The 18,364-nt window shown below is 58.7% G+C and carries 18 protein-coding genes; 9 read left to right on the forward strand and 9 right to left on the reverse strand.

The window, feature by feature from the left end; genetic code table 11:
- The first annotated feature begins 1 nt into the window (after position 1).
- From HW561_RS12225 to lpdA, 7 genes are all read left to right on the forward strand, one after another.
- On the forward strand, positions 2-733 hold the full coding sequence (locus tag HW561_RS12225; RefSeq protein WP_176865140.1) for a hypothetical protein: 732 nt from the start codon (positions 2-4) through the stop codon (positions 731-733).
- 1 nt (position 734) lies between these two features.
- Positions 735-1,277, forward strand: a complete 543-nt coding sequence (locus HW561_RS12230; protein WP_176865142.1) for a DUF805 domain-containing protein — start codon at positions 735-737, stop codon at positions 1,275-1,277.
- On the forward strand, positions 1,274-4,231 hold the full coding sequence (locus HW561_RS12235) for a 2-oxoglutarate dehydrogenase E1 component (protein WP_176865144.1): 2,958 nt from the start codon (positions 1,274-1,276) through the stop codon (positions 4,229-4,231). Before HW561_RS12230 ends, HW561_RS12235 begins: the two co-directional genes overlap by 4 nt.
- A gap of 3 nt (positions 4,232-4,234) precedes the next feature.
- The gene (gene odhB / locus HW561_RS12240) at positions 4,235-5,752 is read left to right on the forward strand and encodes a 2-oxoglutarate dehydrogenase complex dihydrolipoyllysine-residue succinyltransferase (protein ID WP_176865146.1); all 1,518 of its coding nucleotides are present in this window, start codon (positions 4,235-4,237) and stop codon (positions 5,750-5,752) included.
- Positions 5,753-5,754: 2 nt separating this feature from the next.
- Complete coding sequence (locus tag HW561_RS12245) at positions 5,755-6,024, forward strand: hypothetical protein (protein ID WP_176865148.1); 270 nt, start codon at positions 5,755-5,757, stop codon at positions 6,022-6,024.
- A gap of 61 nt (positions 6,025-6,085) precedes the next feature.
- Positions 6,086-6,475 (forward strand): MAPEG family protein, encoded by a 390-nt coding sequence (locus HW561_RS12250; RefSeq protein ID WP_176865150.1) that lies wholly within the window; start codon positions 6,086-6,088, stop codon positions 6,473-6,475.
- An 88-nt stretch (positions 6,476-6,563) separates the two neighbouring features.
- Entirely contained in the window at positions 6,564-7,952 is a 1,389-nt protein-coding gene (gene lpdA / locus HW561_RS12255) for a dihydrolipoyl dehydrogenase (protein WP_176865152.1), read from the forward strand.
- Positions 7,953-8,103: 151 nt separating this feature from the next.
- On the opposite strand, the gene HW561_RS12260 is transcribed toward lpdA, so the two are convergent.
- The 4 genes from HW561_RS12260 to HW561_RS12275 are packed head-to-tail and all read right to left on the reverse strand — an operon-like array spanning position 8,104 to position 11,009.
- Positions 8,104-8,709 carry a pyridoxamine 5'-phosphate oxidase family protein gene (locus HW561_RS12260; protein ID WP_176865154.1) on the reverse strand — a complete coding sequence of 202 codons (606 nt, stop codon included), beginning with the start codon at positions 8,707-8,709 and terminating at the stop codon, positions 8,104-8,106.
- A complete protein-coding gene (locus HW561_RS12265) occupies positions 8,696-9,436 on the reverse strand; it encodes a lysophospholipid acyltransferase family protein (RefSeq protein ID WP_176865156.1) in 741 nt (246 codons plus the stop codon). The genes HW561_RS12260 and HW561_RS12265 overlap by 14 nt, the downstream gene beginning before the upstream one ends.
- Positions 9,436-10,335, reverse strand: coding sequence for a cell division protein FtsX (locus HW561_RS12270; protein ID WP_176865158.1), 900 nt, complete (start codon positions 10,333-10,335; stop codon positions 9,436-9,438). Before HW561_RS12270 ends, HW561_RS12265 begins: the two co-directional genes overlap by 1 nt.
- Complete coding sequence (locus tag HW561_RS12275; RefSeq protein ID WP_176865160.1) at positions 10,332-11,009, reverse strand: cell division ATP-binding protein FtsE; 678 nt, start codon at positions 11,007-11,009, stop codon at positions 10,332-10,334. The genes HW561_RS12270 and HW561_RS12275 overlap by 4 nt, the downstream gene beginning before the upstream one ends.
- 184 nt (positions 11,010-11,193) lie before the next feature.
- On the opposite strand from HW561_RS12275, the gene HW561_RS12280 reads away from it, so the two are divergent.
- On the forward strand, positions 11,194-11,997 hold the full coding sequence (locus tag HW561_RS12280) for a zinc-ribbon domain-containing protein (protein ID WP_176865162.1): 804 nt from the start codon (positions 11,194-11,196) through the stop codon (positions 11,995-11,997).
- Positions 11,998-12,010: 13 nt separating this feature from the next.
- Here HW561_RS12280 and HW561_RS12285 read toward each other — a convergent pair whose 3' ends face one another.
- The 5 genes from HW561_RS12285 to argH form a co-directional block, all read right to left on the reverse strand.
- Complete coding sequence (locus HW561_RS12285; protein ID WP_328803273.1) at positions 12,011-14,551, reverse strand: TIGR02302 family protein; 2,541 nt, start codon at positions 14,549-14,551, stop codon at positions 12,011-12,013.
- A 36-nt stretch (positions 14,552-14,587) separates the two neighbouring features.
- Positions 14,588-15,853: a diaminopimelate decarboxylase gene (gene lysA / locus HW561_RS12290; RefSeq protein WP_176865164.1), complete on the reverse strand. Its 1,266-nt coding sequence runs from the start codon at positions 15,851-15,853 to the stop codon at positions 14,588-14,590.
- Between the two features lie 65 nt (positions 15,854-15,918).
- Positions 15,919-16,068, reverse strand: coding sequence for a hypothetical protein (locus HW561_RS12295; RefSeq protein WP_176865166.1), 150 nt, complete (start codon positions 16,066-16,068; stop codon positions 15,919-15,921).
- A gap of 88 nt (positions 16,069-16,156) precedes the next feature.
- Positions 16,157-16,339, reverse strand: a complete 183-nt coding sequence (locus HW561_RS12300; protein WP_176865168.1) for an argininosuccinate lyase — start codon at positions 16,337-16,339, stop codon at positions 16,157-16,159.
- Positions 16,339-17,727, reverse strand: a complete 1,389-nt coding sequence (gene argH, locus HW561_RS12305; protein ID WP_176865170.1) for an argininosuccinate lyase — start codon at positions 17,725-17,727, stop codon at positions 16,339-16,341. Before argH ends, HW561_RS12300 begins: the two co-directional genes overlap by 1 nt.
- Before the next feature lie 21 nt (positions 17,728-17,748).
- Between argH and HW561_RS12310 the strand changes: the two genes are divergently transcribed.
- Positions 17,749-18,315: a TlpA disulfide reductase family protein gene (locus HW561_RS12310; RefSeq protein ID WP_176865172.1), complete on the forward strand. Its 567-nt coding sequence runs from the start codon at positions 17,749-17,751 to the stop codon at positions 18,313-18,315.
- Positions 18,316-18,364: the final 49 nt, after the last annotated feature.

The following is an 18,364-nucleotide window of genomic DNA, read 5'->3' on the forward strand; positions in this document are numbered from 1 at the left end:
GATGCTGCCTGCAAAAGCAATATCTGCTGTTTTTTGCAGGCTACGAGCTTTCCCGGAACGCATTGCTCGTTCCGGGGTTTCACTTTGGGCTATTTGTTTCCTGTCCACGGCGTCCCTCGCAACGGCACAAGCGCCTGAACAAGGTGAAAAAGCGGTTTTTGTCGCGCTGGAGTTGTGCTCTGAACCGATTGAAACATTGGTTGCGGCGCGCGCTGCACTGGCAGAGGCAGGCTGGACCGAATTTGATGAAGGACCCGGGCGGATCGTATTGTCGAACCGGATTGCGTTTTCAATCGACGAGGCGGACCTTCCGTACACAATCAGAGATGCGTCCTTCATGACGGCTTCGCTTTTGGGAAATTCAGCGCTTGGCCCCAATCAACTGGCATTTGAACATTCAAACGTACGTCTCGCATTGATTGGAATTGAAGAAGGACAATCTTCGTGCGCCTTCACGGGACCTGCGTGGTTGCTTCAATCCGCCCGTACCAACGGGATCGACAAAGGATTTGGCGCAAAGACTCGACTGGTCACGCTTAATCTTAGCCGTAACCCGAAAGTCATGGCGGCAACGGCTTCGCTAGAGGTTGATGCATTTATCGAGGCTTACTCAGCGGCGGAAACGGACCAGACAAAACGCGAAGAGATGGTTGCGGCCTTGCCGGGCTTACTTATGCCGACAAACATTTTTGTAGCTCCCTTTCCTCAAGATGCTGCTGAGGGGGCGAAATAATTTGACCTTCTCCGACGCCATCCGCACTTGTTTCGCCAAGTTCTTCACCTTTTCGGGTCGCGCCTCGCGGCCGGAATACTGGTTCTTTTTTCTGTTCATCGTGATCTGGAGCATCATCGCCGGGGTCATCGATTGGCAGTTCTTCACACAGGTCGCAACAACTCAGACCGATGAAGTCAAACAAGTCACCGCAACGTCAAACCAGCCGGTGCAAAGCATCGTCAGCCTGATCGTGTTCTTCCCGCATTTGGCCGTCGCGTGGCGTCGGATGCATGATACCGGGCGCAGCGGTTTTTATGCCTTGCTGCCGATCCTGTTGATCCTTGGCGCTGGTGCGGTTCTGGTCTTTGGCATCGGCCTCGCCTCACATTTCCAGCATGGTGGCAATCTGGACATTCTGTTCACGCGCGCCACCCTGCTTATTGTTCTTCCGACACTTCTTGTTCTGTTTGTGTCGCCCCTTCTGGTGTTCTGGTGGCTGACCCGCCCCAGCCAACCAGGCCCCAACCAATACGGTCCCAACCCATATGAGGTAGCCCAATGACCGAACACTCGCCCAACTCTGCCTTTCATGCCTCCAGCTTTATGCAGGGGCACAATGCCGAATATTTAGAGCAGCTCTATGCCCAGTACACCAGGAACCCCGGCGCAGTGGACGCCGCCTGGGCTGAGTTCTTCAAGGCGATGGGAGATGCCACGCCAGATGTGCAGAAGGAGGCCGAAGGGCCATCCTGGGCCCGCACCGACTGGCCGCCGGTACCAACGGACGATCTGACCGGCGCGTTGACTGGGGAGTGGGCCGAGATCGATGCCAAAGCGGCCGGACAGAAGATCAAGGACAAAGCCGCCGACAAGGGCGTTGAAGTCAGCGATGGTCAGATCAAACGCGCTGTACTGGACAGCCTACGAGCGCTGATGCTCATCCGAGCCTACCGCATCCGGGGTCATCTGGCCGCCGATCTGGACCCGCTGGGCATGCGCGCGGCCAGCAACCACCCCGAGCTGGACCCGAAGACATACGGCTTTACTGACGCCGACATGGATCGGCCAATCTTCATCGACAATGTGCTGGGCCTGCAGATGGCAAGCATGCGCCAGATCGTCGAGATCGTGAAGCGGACCTATTGCGGCACCTTTGCGCTGCAATACATGCACATCTCAAATCCCGAAGAGGCCGCGTGGCTGAAAGAACGGATCGAGGGGTATGGCAAGGAGATCCAGTTCACCAAGGAAGGCCGCAAGGCGATCCTGAACAAGATGGTCGAGGCCGAAGGCTTCGAAAAATTCCTGCATGTGAAATACATGGGCACCAAACGGTTCGGTCTGGACGGCGGTGAGGCACTGATCCCGGCGATGGAGCAGATCATTAAGCGTGGCGGGGCGCTGGGGGTCAGCGACATTGTCATCGGTATGCCCCACCGGGGCCGTCTGAACATTCTGGCCAACGTGATGGCCAAGCCTTACCGTGCCATTTTCAACGAATTCCAGGGTGGCAGCTATAAACCCGAAGATGTGGATGGCTCGGGCGACGTCAAATACCACCTCGGCGCGTCCAGTGACCGTGAGTTTAACGGCAACAGCGTTCACCTGTCATTGACCGCAAACCCCAGCCACCTTGAGGCAGTGAACCCGGTGGTTCTGGGCAAAGTGCGTGCCAAGCAAGATCAGATGAATGACACCGATCGTTCACGAGTCATGGGTATTCTGCTGCACGGAGACGCGGCCTTTGCTGGTCAGGGTGTCGTGGCCGAGGGCTTCGGCCTGTCGGGCCTGCGCGGGCACCGAACCGGCGGTACGATGCATATTGTGGTGAACAATCAGATCGGGTTCACCACCGCGCCGCATTTCAGCCGGTCCAGCCCTTATCCGACCGACATCGCCCTGATGGTCGAGGCGCCGATTTTCCACGTCAATGGCGATGACCCCGAGGCCGTGGTTCATGCGGCCAAGGTGGCGACCGAGTTCCGCCAGAAGTTCCATAAAGACGTCGTCATCGATATCTTCTGCTATCGCCGGTTTGGTCATAACGAGGGCGATGAGCCCATGTTCACCAACCCGATCATGTACAAGAAGATCAAGACGCACAAAACCACGCTCAGCCTTTATACCGAGCGGCTGGTCAAGGACGGTCTGATCCCCGAAGGTGAGATCGAGGATATGAAAGCCGCCTTCCAGGCACATCTGAACGATGAGTTCGAGGCCGGAAAAGACTACAAGCCCAACAAGGCCGACTGGCTGGATGGTCGCTGGTCACATCTGGACAAAAACAAGGACGAATATGTACGTGGTGAAACGGCCATTTCGCCAGAGACACTGACCGACGTAGGAAAGGCCCTGACGCATGCGCCAGCGGACATCTCGCTGCACAAGACAGTGGGTCGGCTACTGGATCACAAAAAGAAGATGTTCGACTCGGGCACAGGGTTCGACTGGGCGACCGGCGAGGCATTGGCGTTTGGCTCGTTGCTAACCGAGGGTTATCCGGTTCGCCTGTCGGGTCAGGACGCGACGCGTGGGACATTCAGTCAACGCCATTCTGGCTTCGTCCATCAGGAAAACGAAGAGCGGTATTATCCGCTGAACAACATCCGCGCAGGACAGTCGCATTATGATGTGATTGACTCGATGCTCAGCGAATATGCGGTGTTGGGATTTGAGTATGGCTATTCCCTGGCTGAACCCAACGCGCTAACTCTGTGGGAAGCGCAGTTCGGCGATTTCGCCAACGGCGCACAGATCATGTTCGACCAGTTCATCAGCTCGGGCGAAAGCAAGTGGTTGCGGATGTCCGGTCTGGTCTGCCTGCTGCCGCACGGGTTCGAAGGGCAAGGGCCTGAACACTCGTCCGCGCGATTGGAGCGGTTCCTGCAGATGTGCGGCCAAGACAACTGGATCGTAGCGAACTGTACGACACCTGCGAACTATTTCCACATCCTGCGCCGTCAGTTGCACCGGACCTTCCGCAAACCGCTGATTCTGGTGACGCCCAAGTCGTTGCTGCGCCACAAGATGGCGATCAGCACGGCCGAGGATTTCACCACCGGGTCCAGCTTCCATAGGGTGCTGTGGGATGACGCGCAGAAAGGCAACTCGGACACAACGCTGGTGAAAGATGACAAGATCAAGCGCGTGGTGATGTGTTCGGGTAAGGTTTATTACGATCTGCTGGAAGAACGAGACGCGCGGGGCATCGACGATGTCTACCTGTTGCGGATCGAACAGTATTACCCCTTCCCCGCGCACTCGCTGATCAATGAGCTTGAGCGTTTCAAAGGGGCCGAGATCATCTGGTGTCAGGAAGAGCCCAAGAATCAGGGTGCCTGGTCCTTCATCGAACCCAATATCGAATGGGTGCTGACTCGCATCGGCGCCGACAACAAACGACCGCGCTATGTCGGTCGCGCAACCTCGGCCTCGCCCGCGACGGGTCTGGCCAGCCAACACAAAGCCCAACAAGAAGCGCTCGTGAACGAAGCGCTGAGCATCGAAGGAAAGTAAGCGATGACGATTGAAGTTCGTGTTCCCACGCTTGGCGAGTCGGTCACCGAAGCCACGGTTGCGACCTGGTTCAAGAAACCTGGCGATGCCGTAGCCGTGGATGAAATGTTGTGTGAGCTGGAGACCGACAAGGTCACAGTTGAAGTGCCCTCGCCCTCCGCAGGTGTAATGGGCGAGATCGTTGCCGCCGAAGGCGAGACCGTCGGCGTGAACGCCCTGCTGGCTACCATCACCGCCGGTGAAGGCACAGCCCCTGCTCCGGCACCCGCTGCCGCTCCGGCCCCTGCTGCGGCCCCGGCTGCCTCGGGTGGCAGCGTTGATGTCATGGTGCCGACGCTGGGTGAATCGGTCACCGAGGCCACCGTGTCAACCTGGTTCAAGCAGGTAGGCGAGAGCGTCGCGCAGGACGAGATGCTGTGTGAGTTGGAGACCGACAAGGTCTCGGTTGAGGTTCCGGCCCCAGCAGCAGGTGTACTTGCAGAAATCGTGGCCCCAGAAGGCGCGACCGTGGATGCAAGCGCAAAACTCGCAGTCATCTCGGGCGCGGCAGCAGGCGCAACTATGGCACCGGCAGCTGTTGCAGCGGCCCCGGGCACGGCAACAACCACAGGCAAAGACGTGGCAAATGCTCCGTCCGCTGAAAAGGCGATGGCCGAGGCTGGTCTGTCCGCCGGTCAGGTCAGCGGCACAGGTCGCGATGGTCGGATCATGAAAGAAGACGTGGCCCGTGCGGTTGCAACGGCTTCGGCTCCAGCGCCTGCGGCGGCTGTGCCCTCCCCCGCTGCCCAGGCCCCGCGCGCACCTGTCGCCGCCCAGGATGAGGCACGCGAAGAGCGTGTGCGTATGACCCGTCTTCGTCAGACCATTGCCAAGCGCCTGAAAGATGCACAGAACGCTGCGGCAATCCTGACCACCTTTAACGAGGTGGACATGACAGAGGTGATGGCCCTGCGGAACGAATACAAAGAGCTGTTCCTAAAGAAGCATGGCGTAAAACTGGGCTTTATGTCCTTCTTCACCAAGGCTTGCTGTCACGCCCTAAAAGAAGTGCCCGAGGTCAACGCCGAGATCGACGGCACTGACATCGTCTACAAGAACTTCGTGCATATGGGCGTCGCTGCCGGTACGCCGCAGGGTCTGGTCGTGCCGGTCATCCGCGATGCCGATGCCATGTCCTTCGCTGACATTGAAAAGGCCATCGCCGAAAAGGGCAAGCGCGCCCGTGATGGCAAGCTGAGCATGGCCGAAATGCAGGGCGGCACCTTCACCATCTCGAATGGCGGCGTCTATGGCTCGTTGATGTCATCACCGATCCTGAACCCACCGCAATCGGGCATTCTGGGCATGCACAAAATCCAGGACCGTCCGATGGCCATCAATGGCGAGGTCAAAATCCGCCCGATGATGTATTTGGCGCTGTCGTATGACCACCGGATCGTAGACGGCAAGGGCGCAGTGACGTTCCTTGTACGTGTAAAAGAGGCGTTGGAAGATCCGCGCCGCCTGCTGATGGATCTGTAATCATGGCAACCCATGTACTCTGGCAAGCCGATGTCGCCGACTTCGACGTCTGGCTGAAAGTGTTCCGCGAGGACAAGCCGATGCGAGAGGCCGCGGGTATCCGCGATCTCCACATCTGGAAAGACCCGGATCAACGTGATCACGCGGTCGCGATGTTCGAAGTCACGGATCTGGCGAAGGCTCGGAATTTCTTCGACTCAGAGGAACTGGCCATGCATCACGAACGCGGTGGCATCGCACATATTCAGGTAAAACTGCTGACGCCAGTCTAAGCCCATAACTTGCGCCCTGTTGTTCTGGCAGGCGCAAGTTCTAATCAAGGAAACTGATCGGATGACTGCGGAACTGACCGTCCTGACATTGGCAGCCCTGCTTTGGGTCGTTCAATTCGCAGTGTATCTGGCTGCGGGGCACGGCAAGATCGATTTGGGCCATGCAATTGGCCCACGTGACACACCTTTTGACAAGCCCGGTGCGTCCGGGCGTCTGCATCGCGCGCTGAGCAACCATACCGAGGGGCTGGTTCTGTTTGCCATCGCCTCTTTGGTCATCACCGTCTCCGGACAGTCCAACGGCTTTTCTGCGACATGCGCGTGGATCTACCTGATCGCGCGGGCACTGTATGTCCCGGCCTATGCCTTTGGCTGGACGCCTTGGCGTACCGTGATCTGGTTAATCGGACTGATCGCGACCACTGCAATGCTGTTGGCGGCCGTGTTTTGATTCAACCGACCGCATGGATTATTCAAATGGGGAATGAATTGCGTACTAGAACGCGCAGCCAGCCCCGCCAAATACAAGGACCTGACAAATGGCAAACTATGACGTCATCGTAATCGGAGCAGGCCCCGGCGGCTATGTCTGCGCCATCCGCTGCGCCCAGCTGGGATTGAAAACTGCCGTGGTCGAAGGGGGCGAGACGCTGGGCGGCACATGCCTGAACGTGGGGTGCATCCCGTCCAAGGCGCTGCTGCATGCCAGCCATCAGTTGCACGAGGCCGAGCATAACTTTGCCAAGATGGGCCTGAAGGGCAAAAGCCCGTCGGTCGATTGGAAACAGATGCAGGCCTACAAGGAAGAGGTCATCGACGGCAACACCAAGGGCATCGAATTTCTGTTCAAGAAGAACAAGATCGACTGGCTGAAAGGTTGGGGTTCGATCCCTGCCGCCGGTCAGGTCAAAGTGGGAGATGAGGTCCATACCGCCAAGAACATCATCATCGCATCGGGGTCCGAGCCATCGTCGCTGCCCGGCGTGGAGGTCGATGAAAAGATCGTCGTCACCTCGACAGGTGCGTTGGCGCTGAACAAGATCCCAAAAAAGATGGTCGTGATCGGTGCTGGTGTCATCGGGCTGGAACTGGGTTCGGTCTATAGCCGTTTGGGGGCCGAGGTGACCGTGATCGAATTCCTCAAAGAAATCACTCCGGGCATGGACCCCGAGGTACAGAAGACATTCCAGCGCATCCTCAAGAAACAGGGCCTGAAATTCATCATGGGTGCAGCGGTGCAAAAGACCGAAGCCACCAAGACCAAGGCCAAGGTCTCTTACAAGCTGCTCAAGGACGACAGCGAGCACGTGATCGATGCTGACACTGTACTGGTTGCGACGGGCCGCAAGCCCTTCTCGGATGGTTTGGGGCTGGATGCCTTGGGCGTCGAGATGACCCCGCGCGGGCAGATCAAGGTGGGTGCCGACTGGCAGACCAACGTGCAGGGTATCTATGCCATTGGCGACGTCACCGAAGGCCCGATGCTGGCGCACAAGGCCGAAGATGAAGGCATGGCTGCGGCCGAACAGGTGGCAGGCAAACATGGCCATGTGAACTATGGCGTCATTCCGGGCGTGATCTACACCTGGCCCGAGGTTGCCACTGTGGGCGAGACCGAAGAAACGCTCAAGGAACAGGGCCGGGCCTACAAGGTCGGCAAGTTCATGTTCATGGGCAATGGCCGCGCCAAGGCGAACTTTGCCGCCGACGGGTTTGTGAAGATACTGGCCGACAAGGAAACCGACCGCATCCTGGGGGCACATATTATCGGCCCCGCCGCAGGCGATCTGATCCACGAAGTTTGCGTGGCGATGGAATTCGGCGCCTCGGCCGAAGATCTGGCGCTGACTTGCCACGCCCACCCGACCTATTCCGAAGCGGTTCGCGAAGCAGCACTCGCCTGTGGCGACGGGCCAATTCACTCATAGCTCCGGGCGAAATAAATCCAGTTCATGCGAGGCTCTGCCTCGCGCTCCGAGGTATTTTCAGCCAGATGAAGCGAAGGATCCCCTGTTCATCTGGCCCATAAATATCTCGGGGGAGGCGCGGCTTGCCGCGGTGGGGGCAGCGCCCCCCTTTTTACCACATCGTTTTCTCGGCCCGTGCGCCCCAGTCTTCATCATAACGTGCGCCGCCTTCCTCGCCGGCGGTCATTTCGGCAAGAATCTCGCCTACCGTGGGCAAATTGACTGCTTCATCAACACCGCTCCACATTCCAGCCCGCATCAGAGCACGGGCACATTGTGAATAGATCTCAGCGATTTCGATAACGATGACGGTGGCGGGATATTTGCCATTTTTTTCGAAACGAGCGCGCAGGTCTTCGTCTGCTGTCAGGCGGGCGGACCCATTCAAACGGACCACATTGTTCGATCCTGGAGCTATGAACATCAGCGATACACGAGAGTCCCGGACGATATTGCGCAGCGAATCCAAACGATTGTTACCCCGCCAATCCGGAAGAGCCAGCGTGCCGGGATCAAGTTCCAACACGACCGGCCCATCATCCCCACGCGGACTGCCATCCACGCCTTCCGGGCCGACGGTACTGAGGACACACAGACGCGACGCCATGATCCATTTGCGATACAGCGGCGTCAGGCGACGCGCTACCTTGCGCAAGGCAGGGGCACCGGGATTGCCATACAGTCCCTCCAGCGCGGCTATGTCTTCAATGAACTCCATCCGGATCAAACCCCACTTCCCGCATCAATTCGTTTGAGCGCGCTTCGATCACATCTTCCAGTCGCTCAATGAATTCATTTCGCGCAACACCCGGTGCGATCGGATCGAGGAAATCGACAGTCGCAAGCCCGGGTTTGCGCAGAATACCAGTGCGGGGCCAAAAAACGCCCGCATTGGTCGCGACCGGAACGCAGGGAAACCCGAGACCCTCGTACAAAATGGCGGTGCCGACCTTGTAAGGTTTACGAACGCCAGGCGCGACCCGGGTACCCTGTGGGTAGATCACCAGCTGACCCGGCTCGGTAAACTCGTTGGCCACGTCTTTGACCATCTTGGCCACTGCCGCACCCTTCTTGCCGCGGTTGACCGGAATACAACCCAGACGGCGGGCATACAGGCCAATGACCGGTGTCCACAGCAGCTCTCGCTTCATGATGAATTTGCCGTGGGGCACCGCGTTGAAGATCATAATGATGTCGAGAAAGGACTGATGCTTGGCGCCAACCACAACTTCGCCAACGGGCACAGATCCGCGTACCTCGCAGCGGATGCCGACCATCCACCGCGCCAGCCACATCGTGCTGCGGGCATAGGTCTTGCAGGCCTGCAGCGCGCCGCGTTTGGCAAACAGGGCATAAGGCAGAAACACGATACCAAGGATCAGCATCCAGACGTAAATTGCGATCATGAAGATCAGCGAGCGGACCCATTGAATGGCCATGAACATCAGGAAAGCTCCTTCAACTTGCGGCGGGCGGCGGTCCAGGTGGCAAAAAAAGCAACCACCGCACCCAACAACGGTATGAGCGCTGGCAAGACCCAGCCACCGCCTTGAAACCCGACCCCGGTCAAGAACCCACCGGCATCCGAGGCCTCGGGCAACAGCAGAACGCCAGTCATTCCCAACAGCGTCCCAACAGCGGCCCCCAGCAACGCCCGGTAGGTGAAACGCCGCACAAAGGCCCCGGCAATAAATCGGTCACGCGCCCCTACCTGCCGGAGCACTTCGATGATTTGCGCATTCGCAGCCAGCGATGCATTTGCGGCCAACGTGATCATGGCTGCCGTCGCGCCGCCGATCAGCAGAATAGAAACCCAGCCAAGCCGACGCAAAGACATCGCCGCGTCGACCAGAGGTTCGCGCCATCTGGAATGGTCATCCAGAACCGCCCCGGGCACTTCGGCTCCCAGCCGCAGGCGCAGACCAGCGGCATCCAGGCCGGGTTCCCCTTCGACAATTTCGATAAGTTGGGGAATGGGCAAGGTATCCAGCGGCAGATCCGGTCCGAACCAGGGGGATAGCAGTGCAGCCTGCTCATCGCCAGTCAGCGCGCGGGCCGAAGCCACTCCGGGTGTCTGGCGCAACACAGTCAGGGCCGCCTCGGTTTGGGCCGCTAGTTGTGCAGTCGGCGCGTTGATGCGCAAAGTTGCGGCCCCGGCCAATTCCGTCGCCCAGCGGTCCGCGATCCGACCCGATGCCAGCGACAGGGCCAAAGCGAACACAGCTAAAAACGCCATCGCGCCGGAGACAAACAGGGTCAGATGTGCGGTATAGCCAGTTGGCGGCACAACGCGGTCCGCGCGTGTATCCCGGGACAGCAGATTTCGGATGTCACCCTTGCTCATAGATCCGCCCCTGCCAGTTGTAACTTGCGCTGAGAAATACGCAGGACACGGGCCTGAATCTGGCTTTTTGCAGCGCGGATCAGGCTGAGGTCATGGGTGGCAAACAGCACGGTTTTACCCATCCGATTGAGCTCGATCAGCAATCGCAGCAAACGTTGAGACATCTCCCAATCGACGTTTCCGGTCGGTTCATCGGCCAACACCACATCCGGAGACAGGATAACGGCGCGGGCCAGCGCCGCGCGCTGCCGCTCACCACCCGACAATTCCGGCGGGCGCGCATCCAGTCGCGTGCCAAGCCCCACCCAGCTTAGCAATTCGGTCAGGTCGCCATGTTCCGAAGATTCAGACCGCCCTGACACCATCAATGGCAGGGCCACGTTTTCTGCCAGTGTCATGTGATCCAGAAACTGACAATTCTGATGCACGACACCAACCCGCCGACGCAAAAGCGCCATCTGGTCACGATCAAGCGTCGAGATATCTTGATCGAATGCACTCAACCGCCCTGAAGTCGGCAGCAGTGCCCCATAGCACAGCTTGAGCAATGTGGTCTTACCTGATCCGGACGGGCCGGTCAGAAAATGGAACGAACCCGGCTGCAATTCAACTGAGACGTTGCTCAGAAGTTCACCATCGCCATAGGTGTAGCTGACATTTTCCAGCTCGATCACGCGTGTCCCCAGTTCTTCTTCCGCCCTTCTTGCCCGAGCGCGGTTGCGGTTTCAATGCCTGCACCGGGTCGAATTGGTGACACTTGACCCATGTAACCGAAAACGCCCTTTGCTGTTGGGTCTTAACGGAATATCATCCCTGAAAAAACCACTATAAGGCCACCGACAGGCCGGGAGAGGCAGCATGCGTCTTACATGTCCGAATTGCAGTGCCCAGTATGAGGTGCCGGACGAGGTCATCCCCGAGGACGGCCGTGATGTTCAATGTTCAAATTGCGATCAGACCTGGTTTCAGGCCAAACATCCCGCAGACGCAACGGCCGAGCCGACTGATGTTGAAAGCGAAACGGCACCTGTCGAGGATGAAGTAACAGAAGCTGCACCGGTGTCTGCCGAAGAAGAAGCCCCGGAGGCGGAGGAAAAGGAACAACCGACCGAGGAACCTGCGCCAGAGCCCAAACCCGAACCCGAACCCGAACCCGAACCCGAACCGCATGCCGAAAAAGCCACGCCAAGTAAAACAGGCAATGTAGATCCGGCAGTCGCAAGCATCTTGCAGGAAGAAGCCGCGCGCGAAGCTGAGTTGCGTGCTGAAGAAGGCGGTGATCTGGAAACCCAGCCCGATTTAGCACTGGACGCAGCGCCCGAACCGAAGGTTGAACCAACAATGCCCGCCGCCTCGGAAACAGCCGAGGATGCCGGGCAGAAGGATGCGCTGCCGGATGTAGAAGCCATTAACTCCAGCATGCGCAGCGATGACGCGACGACTGATACCGAAAAACCCGCCCGGAAATCGGGTGGCTTTGTACGCGGTTTTGCCTTGATGCTGATTATCGGTGTGGTGTTGTACCTGATCTACGGCAACGCCCAGCAGATCAGCGAGGCTGTACCGCAAGCCGATCCGGTCCTTGACTCGTATGTCTCGCTGGTGGATCAGGCTCGGGTCTGGCTTGAGACGCAGGCTGGTTCGGGTGCATCGCAGAATTGACGCTTAGGATTGCCTAGAACCGCTCCAGCAATCGTTTGAGGTATTCCAGTTCGATCGTTGGCCGGTCGGGATCACCGGTACGTCGGCGGATTTCATCCAGCAGTTCACGCGCGCGACGATAGACGTCTTCGCCCTGTAACAGGTTTTCCTCCGTCGAGATTGACCCGGCGGATCCAGGATTCCGGCCCAGCGGATCCCGGTTCTCGGCCTGCATGTCGCCTTCCTGTGTGCCTTGCCCGGGCTGGTTCTGCTGATTCTGAGCCATCGCCTCACCCAGTGACCTCATGCCTTCGCGCAAAGCTTCCATTGCTTCGGACTGGCGGTCTATAGCCTCGGCCAGATCGTCGCTGCGCAAGGCTTCCTCGGCGTCATCCATCGCGCGGCCTGCGCGTCCCAAAGCATCGCGCGCGTCGTCGCCTTCAGGCGTGCCAGTGCCGGGCAGACCCTGTTCTTGACGTTTCAACTCGTCGCGCAGCGCTTGTTGGCGATCCGCCAACGAACCCTGACCCTGCTGGCCTTCACCAGATTGGTCCGAACCTTGGCCCTGACCGCCCTGCCCTTCGTGGCTTTGGCCGCGGCCTTGCCCGCCCGAGCGACCTTCGTTGCCCTGACTTTCACCCGCTTGCGCGCCCGGATTGAATTGTTCCTGCAAATCGCGGAAAGCCTGATCGCTGAGCCCCTGTTGTTCGCGCAGGGTTTCGGCAAGACCTTCCATGGCCTGTTGACCTTCGGATTGCCCGTTCTGGCCCTGACCTTGGGTGACGCGCATGTTCTCCATCATCTGCTGGAACTCTTCCAGCGCCTGCTGCGCCTCGGCCATGCGGCCCTGTTCCATCAGTTCCTGAATACGATCCATCATCCGCTGCAGATCGTCCTGTGTCATCTGCAGGGATTCGCCATTCTGACCCTGCTGGTTTTCGTCACCTCCGTTTTCCTGCGCCAGGCGCTGAAGCTGCTGCATGTAATCCTGCGTCGCCTCACGCAGCTCTTGCATCAGTTCGGCGATCTCTTCGTCGCTGGCACCGTTTTGCATGGCTTCGGTCAGTCTTTCCTGCGCACGGCGCATCCTTTCCAGCGCGTCAGCCAGTGTTCCGTCTTCGATCAGAACCGCCAGATCCCAAAGAGCTTGCGCAATCTCATCCTGTTGCGCGCGCTTCAGGCCATAAGCCTCGAAAGCCTCCAATCGCCGCAGCACGACACGCAGACGCAGATAGGCCGTATCGGAACGGAAAAGGTCTTCGGGACGATGAGACACCGCCCGCAACATCTGGGCGATACGTGTGGCATTGCCACGTGACCAGAGCAGATCGCGCCGTTGTTCGATCACGGCAGCAGCCAACGGGTCAAAAAACCTGCGCGCAGGCAGGGCGGTCAGATAAGGTTCGGTTGCAGATTGCTGATCAGCAGCATCCTGCACCATCAGCGTGATTTTGACTGGCAGATGCGCCCAAGGATGCTCTGAGAAATCCTCGATCAGGTCTTCGGTAAAATCGGCCCGATCGCCGGTGATTGGCATGGGCAGTTCGACCTCGATCGTTTCGCGGGGTTCGGGATCAGCCGTCAGGCCATAACGGCGTTCAACGGACGCCAGATCCAGTTCGATCCGGGCCGAGCCGGATACCACGCCATAATCATCGCTGGCCGCAAAGGGCAGTTTCATCTGACCGCCTGCTTCGGCCTCGGCCGCATCCGCCACCCCGATTTGTGGCGGCATATCGGCAATGACAACCACGGCCCAATCGCGGCCTGCTGGACCGTCGATGCGCAACTGACCAGAGCGGTCGGTCACGAAATCCTGCTCCGGGTTTGTTGCAGTCTCTGTTCCAGTGGCCGAGGTCGTCTCGGTCAGGCTGTGGGCACCCACCTCTCCATAAAACCGCAACGTGATGCGGCTGCCTTGAGGAATGGACAGGTCCGGTCCGGATTGATCCGCCAGATAAAGTGTCGGCAGGCCCGTGTAACGTGGCGGTTCCACCCAGCCTTCCCAGGTCGGCCCTTGCCCCGCCACAGCAGATCCTGGCGTCATTTCAGCAACCGACCCGATTCGCCAGAAGGACCCGAACAATGCCGCAACCACCAGCGCCAGCAACGCAGCATAGCGCAAGGCGTATGGATCACGAGACGCCAGCCGCAGATCCGGCTTTACTGCCTCGGCCTGCGCCGCGCGCTGGGCCATACGTGCTTTATGCGCCTGCCACAGGGCTACCGAATCCACATCTGCCGCACCAATGGCCTGATCGTCGATCAGAGCCTGAATCGGTCTGCCCGGCAGGGTTTCATCCAGCCGCACGAGGGCGTCGGTTCGGGATGGGATATGGAATCGCCTGAAGCCCAGAACGGTCGCAACGATCAAAGCAATCAGGGCAACCGTACCTACGCCCCAAACAAATTCGACGCGAAATTGGTCCTGCAACCCCAGCATCAAAGCGGCGACAACAACCATCAGAATTGAAAAAACCGGCCAAAATGCGCGCAAAACCTGCTCGGCCAGCATCCCGGCATGCGTCAGCCACAGGGAAAGCCGGGGAATAGGCAGGTTTGATCTGTCGCTCAAGGCGGGCCTCCTGATCGGGCCCGTGCGATTATCGCATCAGAGCCACGAGGGTATGGTATCGCGGTTTATGATTTCGTCAAAGCTTGGGCGTTCACGAATAACTGCAAATTGATCCCCATTGACCAGAACTTCGGGGATCAGAGGGCGGGTATTGTATTCACTGGACATCACAGCGCCATAAGCCCCCGCGCTGCGGAATGCGATCAGATCGCCAGCTTCCAACGGTGGCATATTGCGTTCCTTGGCAAATGTGTCACCGGATTCGCAGACTGGCCCAACGATGTCATAGGGTCGCTGTTCGACTCCGGGCATTGGCTCGTTCACCGCGACAATGTCATGATGTGCCTCATACATTGCTGGGCGGATCAGGTCGTTCATCGCACCATCGAGGATCAGGAAGTCGCGGTCCTCGCCGGATTTGACATAAATGACCTTCGACACCATCAGGCCCGCGTTGCCCGCGATCAGACGACCGGGCTCAATCTCAATCTCGCAGCCCAGATGACCCAGCGTTTTCTTGATTAAAGCACCATATTCAACCGGAAGTGGGGGTGCATCGTTTGAGCGGGTGTAAGGGATACCTAACCCGCCGCCCAAATCCAGACGCCGGATATTGTGACCCTCGCTTCGCAGACGTTCAGCCAATTCCGCAACCTTGGTATAAGCCATCTCAAACGGCTCCAGCTCGGTCAGTTGCGAGCCGATGTGGACATCGATTCCGATCACCTCCAAACCCGGTAAGCTGGCGGCACGCGCATACACTTCAGATGCACGGGCAATCGGGATACCGAACTTGTTCTCGGATTTTCCGGTTGCGATCTTGGCGTGGGTCTTGGCGTCCACGTCCGGGTTCACCCGCACTGTGATCGGCGCAATAACGCCTAGCTCTAGCGCAACGGCGTTGATCACCTCCATCTCGGGCTCGGACTCGACGTTGAATTGGCGAATACCGCCGGTCAGCGCCGTGCGAATCTCATCCGCTGTTTTGCCTACGCCCGAAAATACGATCTTGTCGCCCGGCACGCCTGCGGCTTTGGCACGCAGATATTCACCAGCCGAGACCACATCCATTCCCGCGCCGGCTTGCGCCAGCGTCTTCAGGATCGCCTGATTGCTGGCCGCTTTCATCGCGTAGCAGACTAGGTGCTCCGTACCCTCAAGCGCATCGTCAAACAGCTTGAAATGCCGCAGCAGCGTGGCGGTCGAGTAAACATAGAACGGGGTTCCGACCGCAGCAGCGATTTCGGAGATCGGGACATCCTCGGCGTAAAGCGCGCCGTCGCGGTAGAGAAAGTGATCCATGACTGCGCGCTTAGACCAAAAACGCCCCTTGGATCAATGGATTCCGAGCGGGCTGGGGCAATCGTTCAGTTTGTTGTTGAAACGCCGACCCTGCCGTAGCCTGAAACAGATATCCCCGGACCGCTGGATTCGGCGGCAGGTTCAGGGCGTGGTTTGTACGAAGGATCGCAGGCCGCAAGAATGGCGAGGGAGAGGATCAGGCCGATAATTTTCATTTTTTTCGTCTTTTGTTGAACTTTGGCGTAAAGCCGGTCGTGCAATGCAGATGGGCACACTGCAGGTGAAATACAAATGCCTTAGGGCTTAAAGCCCCAGATAGACACCCAGACCGCCGCGTCGCAGGCCGACACCGCCACCAACAAAGGTGCCGCTGCTGCCTACGCCGACGTTGGCGCTCATCGTTGGCTGGATCGGCTCGCCATCCGCGCCACACCCGGCCAGAACAAAGCCAGCCGAAATCAGAAGGACCACACGTAGTATCTGCATCACACCAACGCCTTCCATCGCTTGATCTGGGCGCGGACCTGATCGGGGGCCGTGCCGCCATAGGATTGGCGCGAGTTTACCGAATTTTCGACGGTAAGGACAGAATAGACGTCATCAGTGATATCGGCGTGAACCGTTTGCATATCTTCCAGCGTCAGATCGGGCAGATCGCACCCTTTGCCTTCGGCCATGGCAACCAGTGATCCGGTTACGTGATGCGCATCGCGGAACGGCAGGCCCAGCACCCGCACCAGCCAGTCGGCCAAATCGGTCGCGGTCGAGAAACCGGACCCTGCAGCGGCGGCCAGGCTGTCGCGGTTGGCAGTCATATCCTTGACCATGCCTTCCATCGCCGCCAGCGCCAGCATCCAGTTGTCGGCAGCGTCAAAGACCTGTTCCTTGTCTTCCTGCATGTCCTTGGAATAGGCCAGCGGCAGACCCTTCATCACCATCATCAGCGCCGTGTTGGCGCCATAGATCCGGCCCACCTTGGCGCGGATCAGCTCGGCAGCATCGGGGTTTTTCTTTTGCGGCATGATCGACGAGCCGGTCGAAAACCGATCCGACAGCGTCACGAACCGGAATTGGGCCGAAGACCAGATCACCAGTTCCTCGGCAAAGCGCGACAGGTGCATGGCGCAGATCGAGGCGGTAGACAGGAATTCCAGCGCGAAATCACGGTCACTGACGGCATCCAGCGAGTTTGCGGCGGGTCGGTCAAAACCCAACGCCTGTGCCGTCATGTGACGGTCGATGGGGAAAGACGTACCGGCCAGCGCCGCCGCGCCCAAGGGCGATTCGTTCATGCGGGCACGGGCGTCACAGACGCGGCTCAGGTCGCGGCCAAACATCTCGACATAGGCCATCATGTGGTGGCCCCATGTCACCGGCTGCGCGGTTTGTAGATGGGTGAAGCCGGGCATGACCCAATCAGCGCCCGCCTCGGCCTGCGCCAAAAGCGCGCGGATCAAGGCCAACAGGCCGCTCTCCGCCGCGTCCAGCTGATCGCGCACCCAGAGTTTGAAATCGGTCGCAACCTGATCATTGCGGCTGCGTCCTGTGTGCAAACGACCTGCAGGCTCACCAATGATCTCCTTCAACCGCGCCTCAACATTCATGTGGATGTCTTCCAGTGCGGTCGAGAACTGAAATTCCCCGTTCTGGATTTCTGACAAGACTGTGAGCAGCCCTTCCCGAATGGCTTGTGCATCACTATCAGTTATAACGCCTGTGGCAGCCAACATGGCGGCATGGGCGCGCGAGCCTGCGATGTCCTGGGCTGCCATCCGCTGATCGAACCCGATCGAGGCATTGATTGCCTCCATGATCGCGTCTGGACCGGCGGCAAAGCGGCCGCCCCACATCTGGTTCGAAGATTGATCGGTCATGTAAGAAAACCCGGAGTTGATATGCGCCTATTTCGTCTGATCCCCCTTTATATGGCCCTTGCACTGGGTGCAAACGCGGCTTTGGCTGCCGATGCCGAAACTCTGGGCCCGCTGCGCGACGGCAGCCTGAAACGGCTGATCCTGCACAAGGAACCAAAAGCCGCCAAGGCGATCGAGTTTCAGCTGGAAGATGACGGCGGCACAGGAACGCTTGAAGACTACGCGGGCAAATATGTCCTGCTCAACTTCTGGGCCACCTGGTGCGCACCCTGCCGCAAGGAAATGCCCCAGATCGCCGAGTTGCAGGAGGAATTCGGAGGCGACAAATTTCAGGTTCTAACCCTGGCAACCGGTCGAAACACCCCTGCTGGCATTGAAAAGTTCTTTGAAGAGAATGACATCACCAATCTGCCCCGGCACCAGGACCCAAGCTCGGCTGCTGCTCGGGAATTTGGGGTGATCGCGTTGCCGATCACGGTCATCCTGAACCCTGAGGGTCAGGAAATCGCCCGCCTGATCGGGGATGCTGAGTGGAACTCGGACAGTGCCAAGGCGATTATTTCGACGCTCGTTGGCGCAGAAAGTTAACGCGTTTAGAAAAACTGACAGAATCATGTTACCCTCCTGCGCATTAAGA

Origin of the sequence: Ruegeria haliotis (genome assembly GCF_013377785.1) — a bacterium.
In the GTDB taxonomy this organism is placed as follows: domain Bacteria; phylum Pseudomonadota; class Alphaproteobacteria; order Rhodobacterales; family Rhodobacteraceae; genus Ruegeria; species Ruegeria haliotis.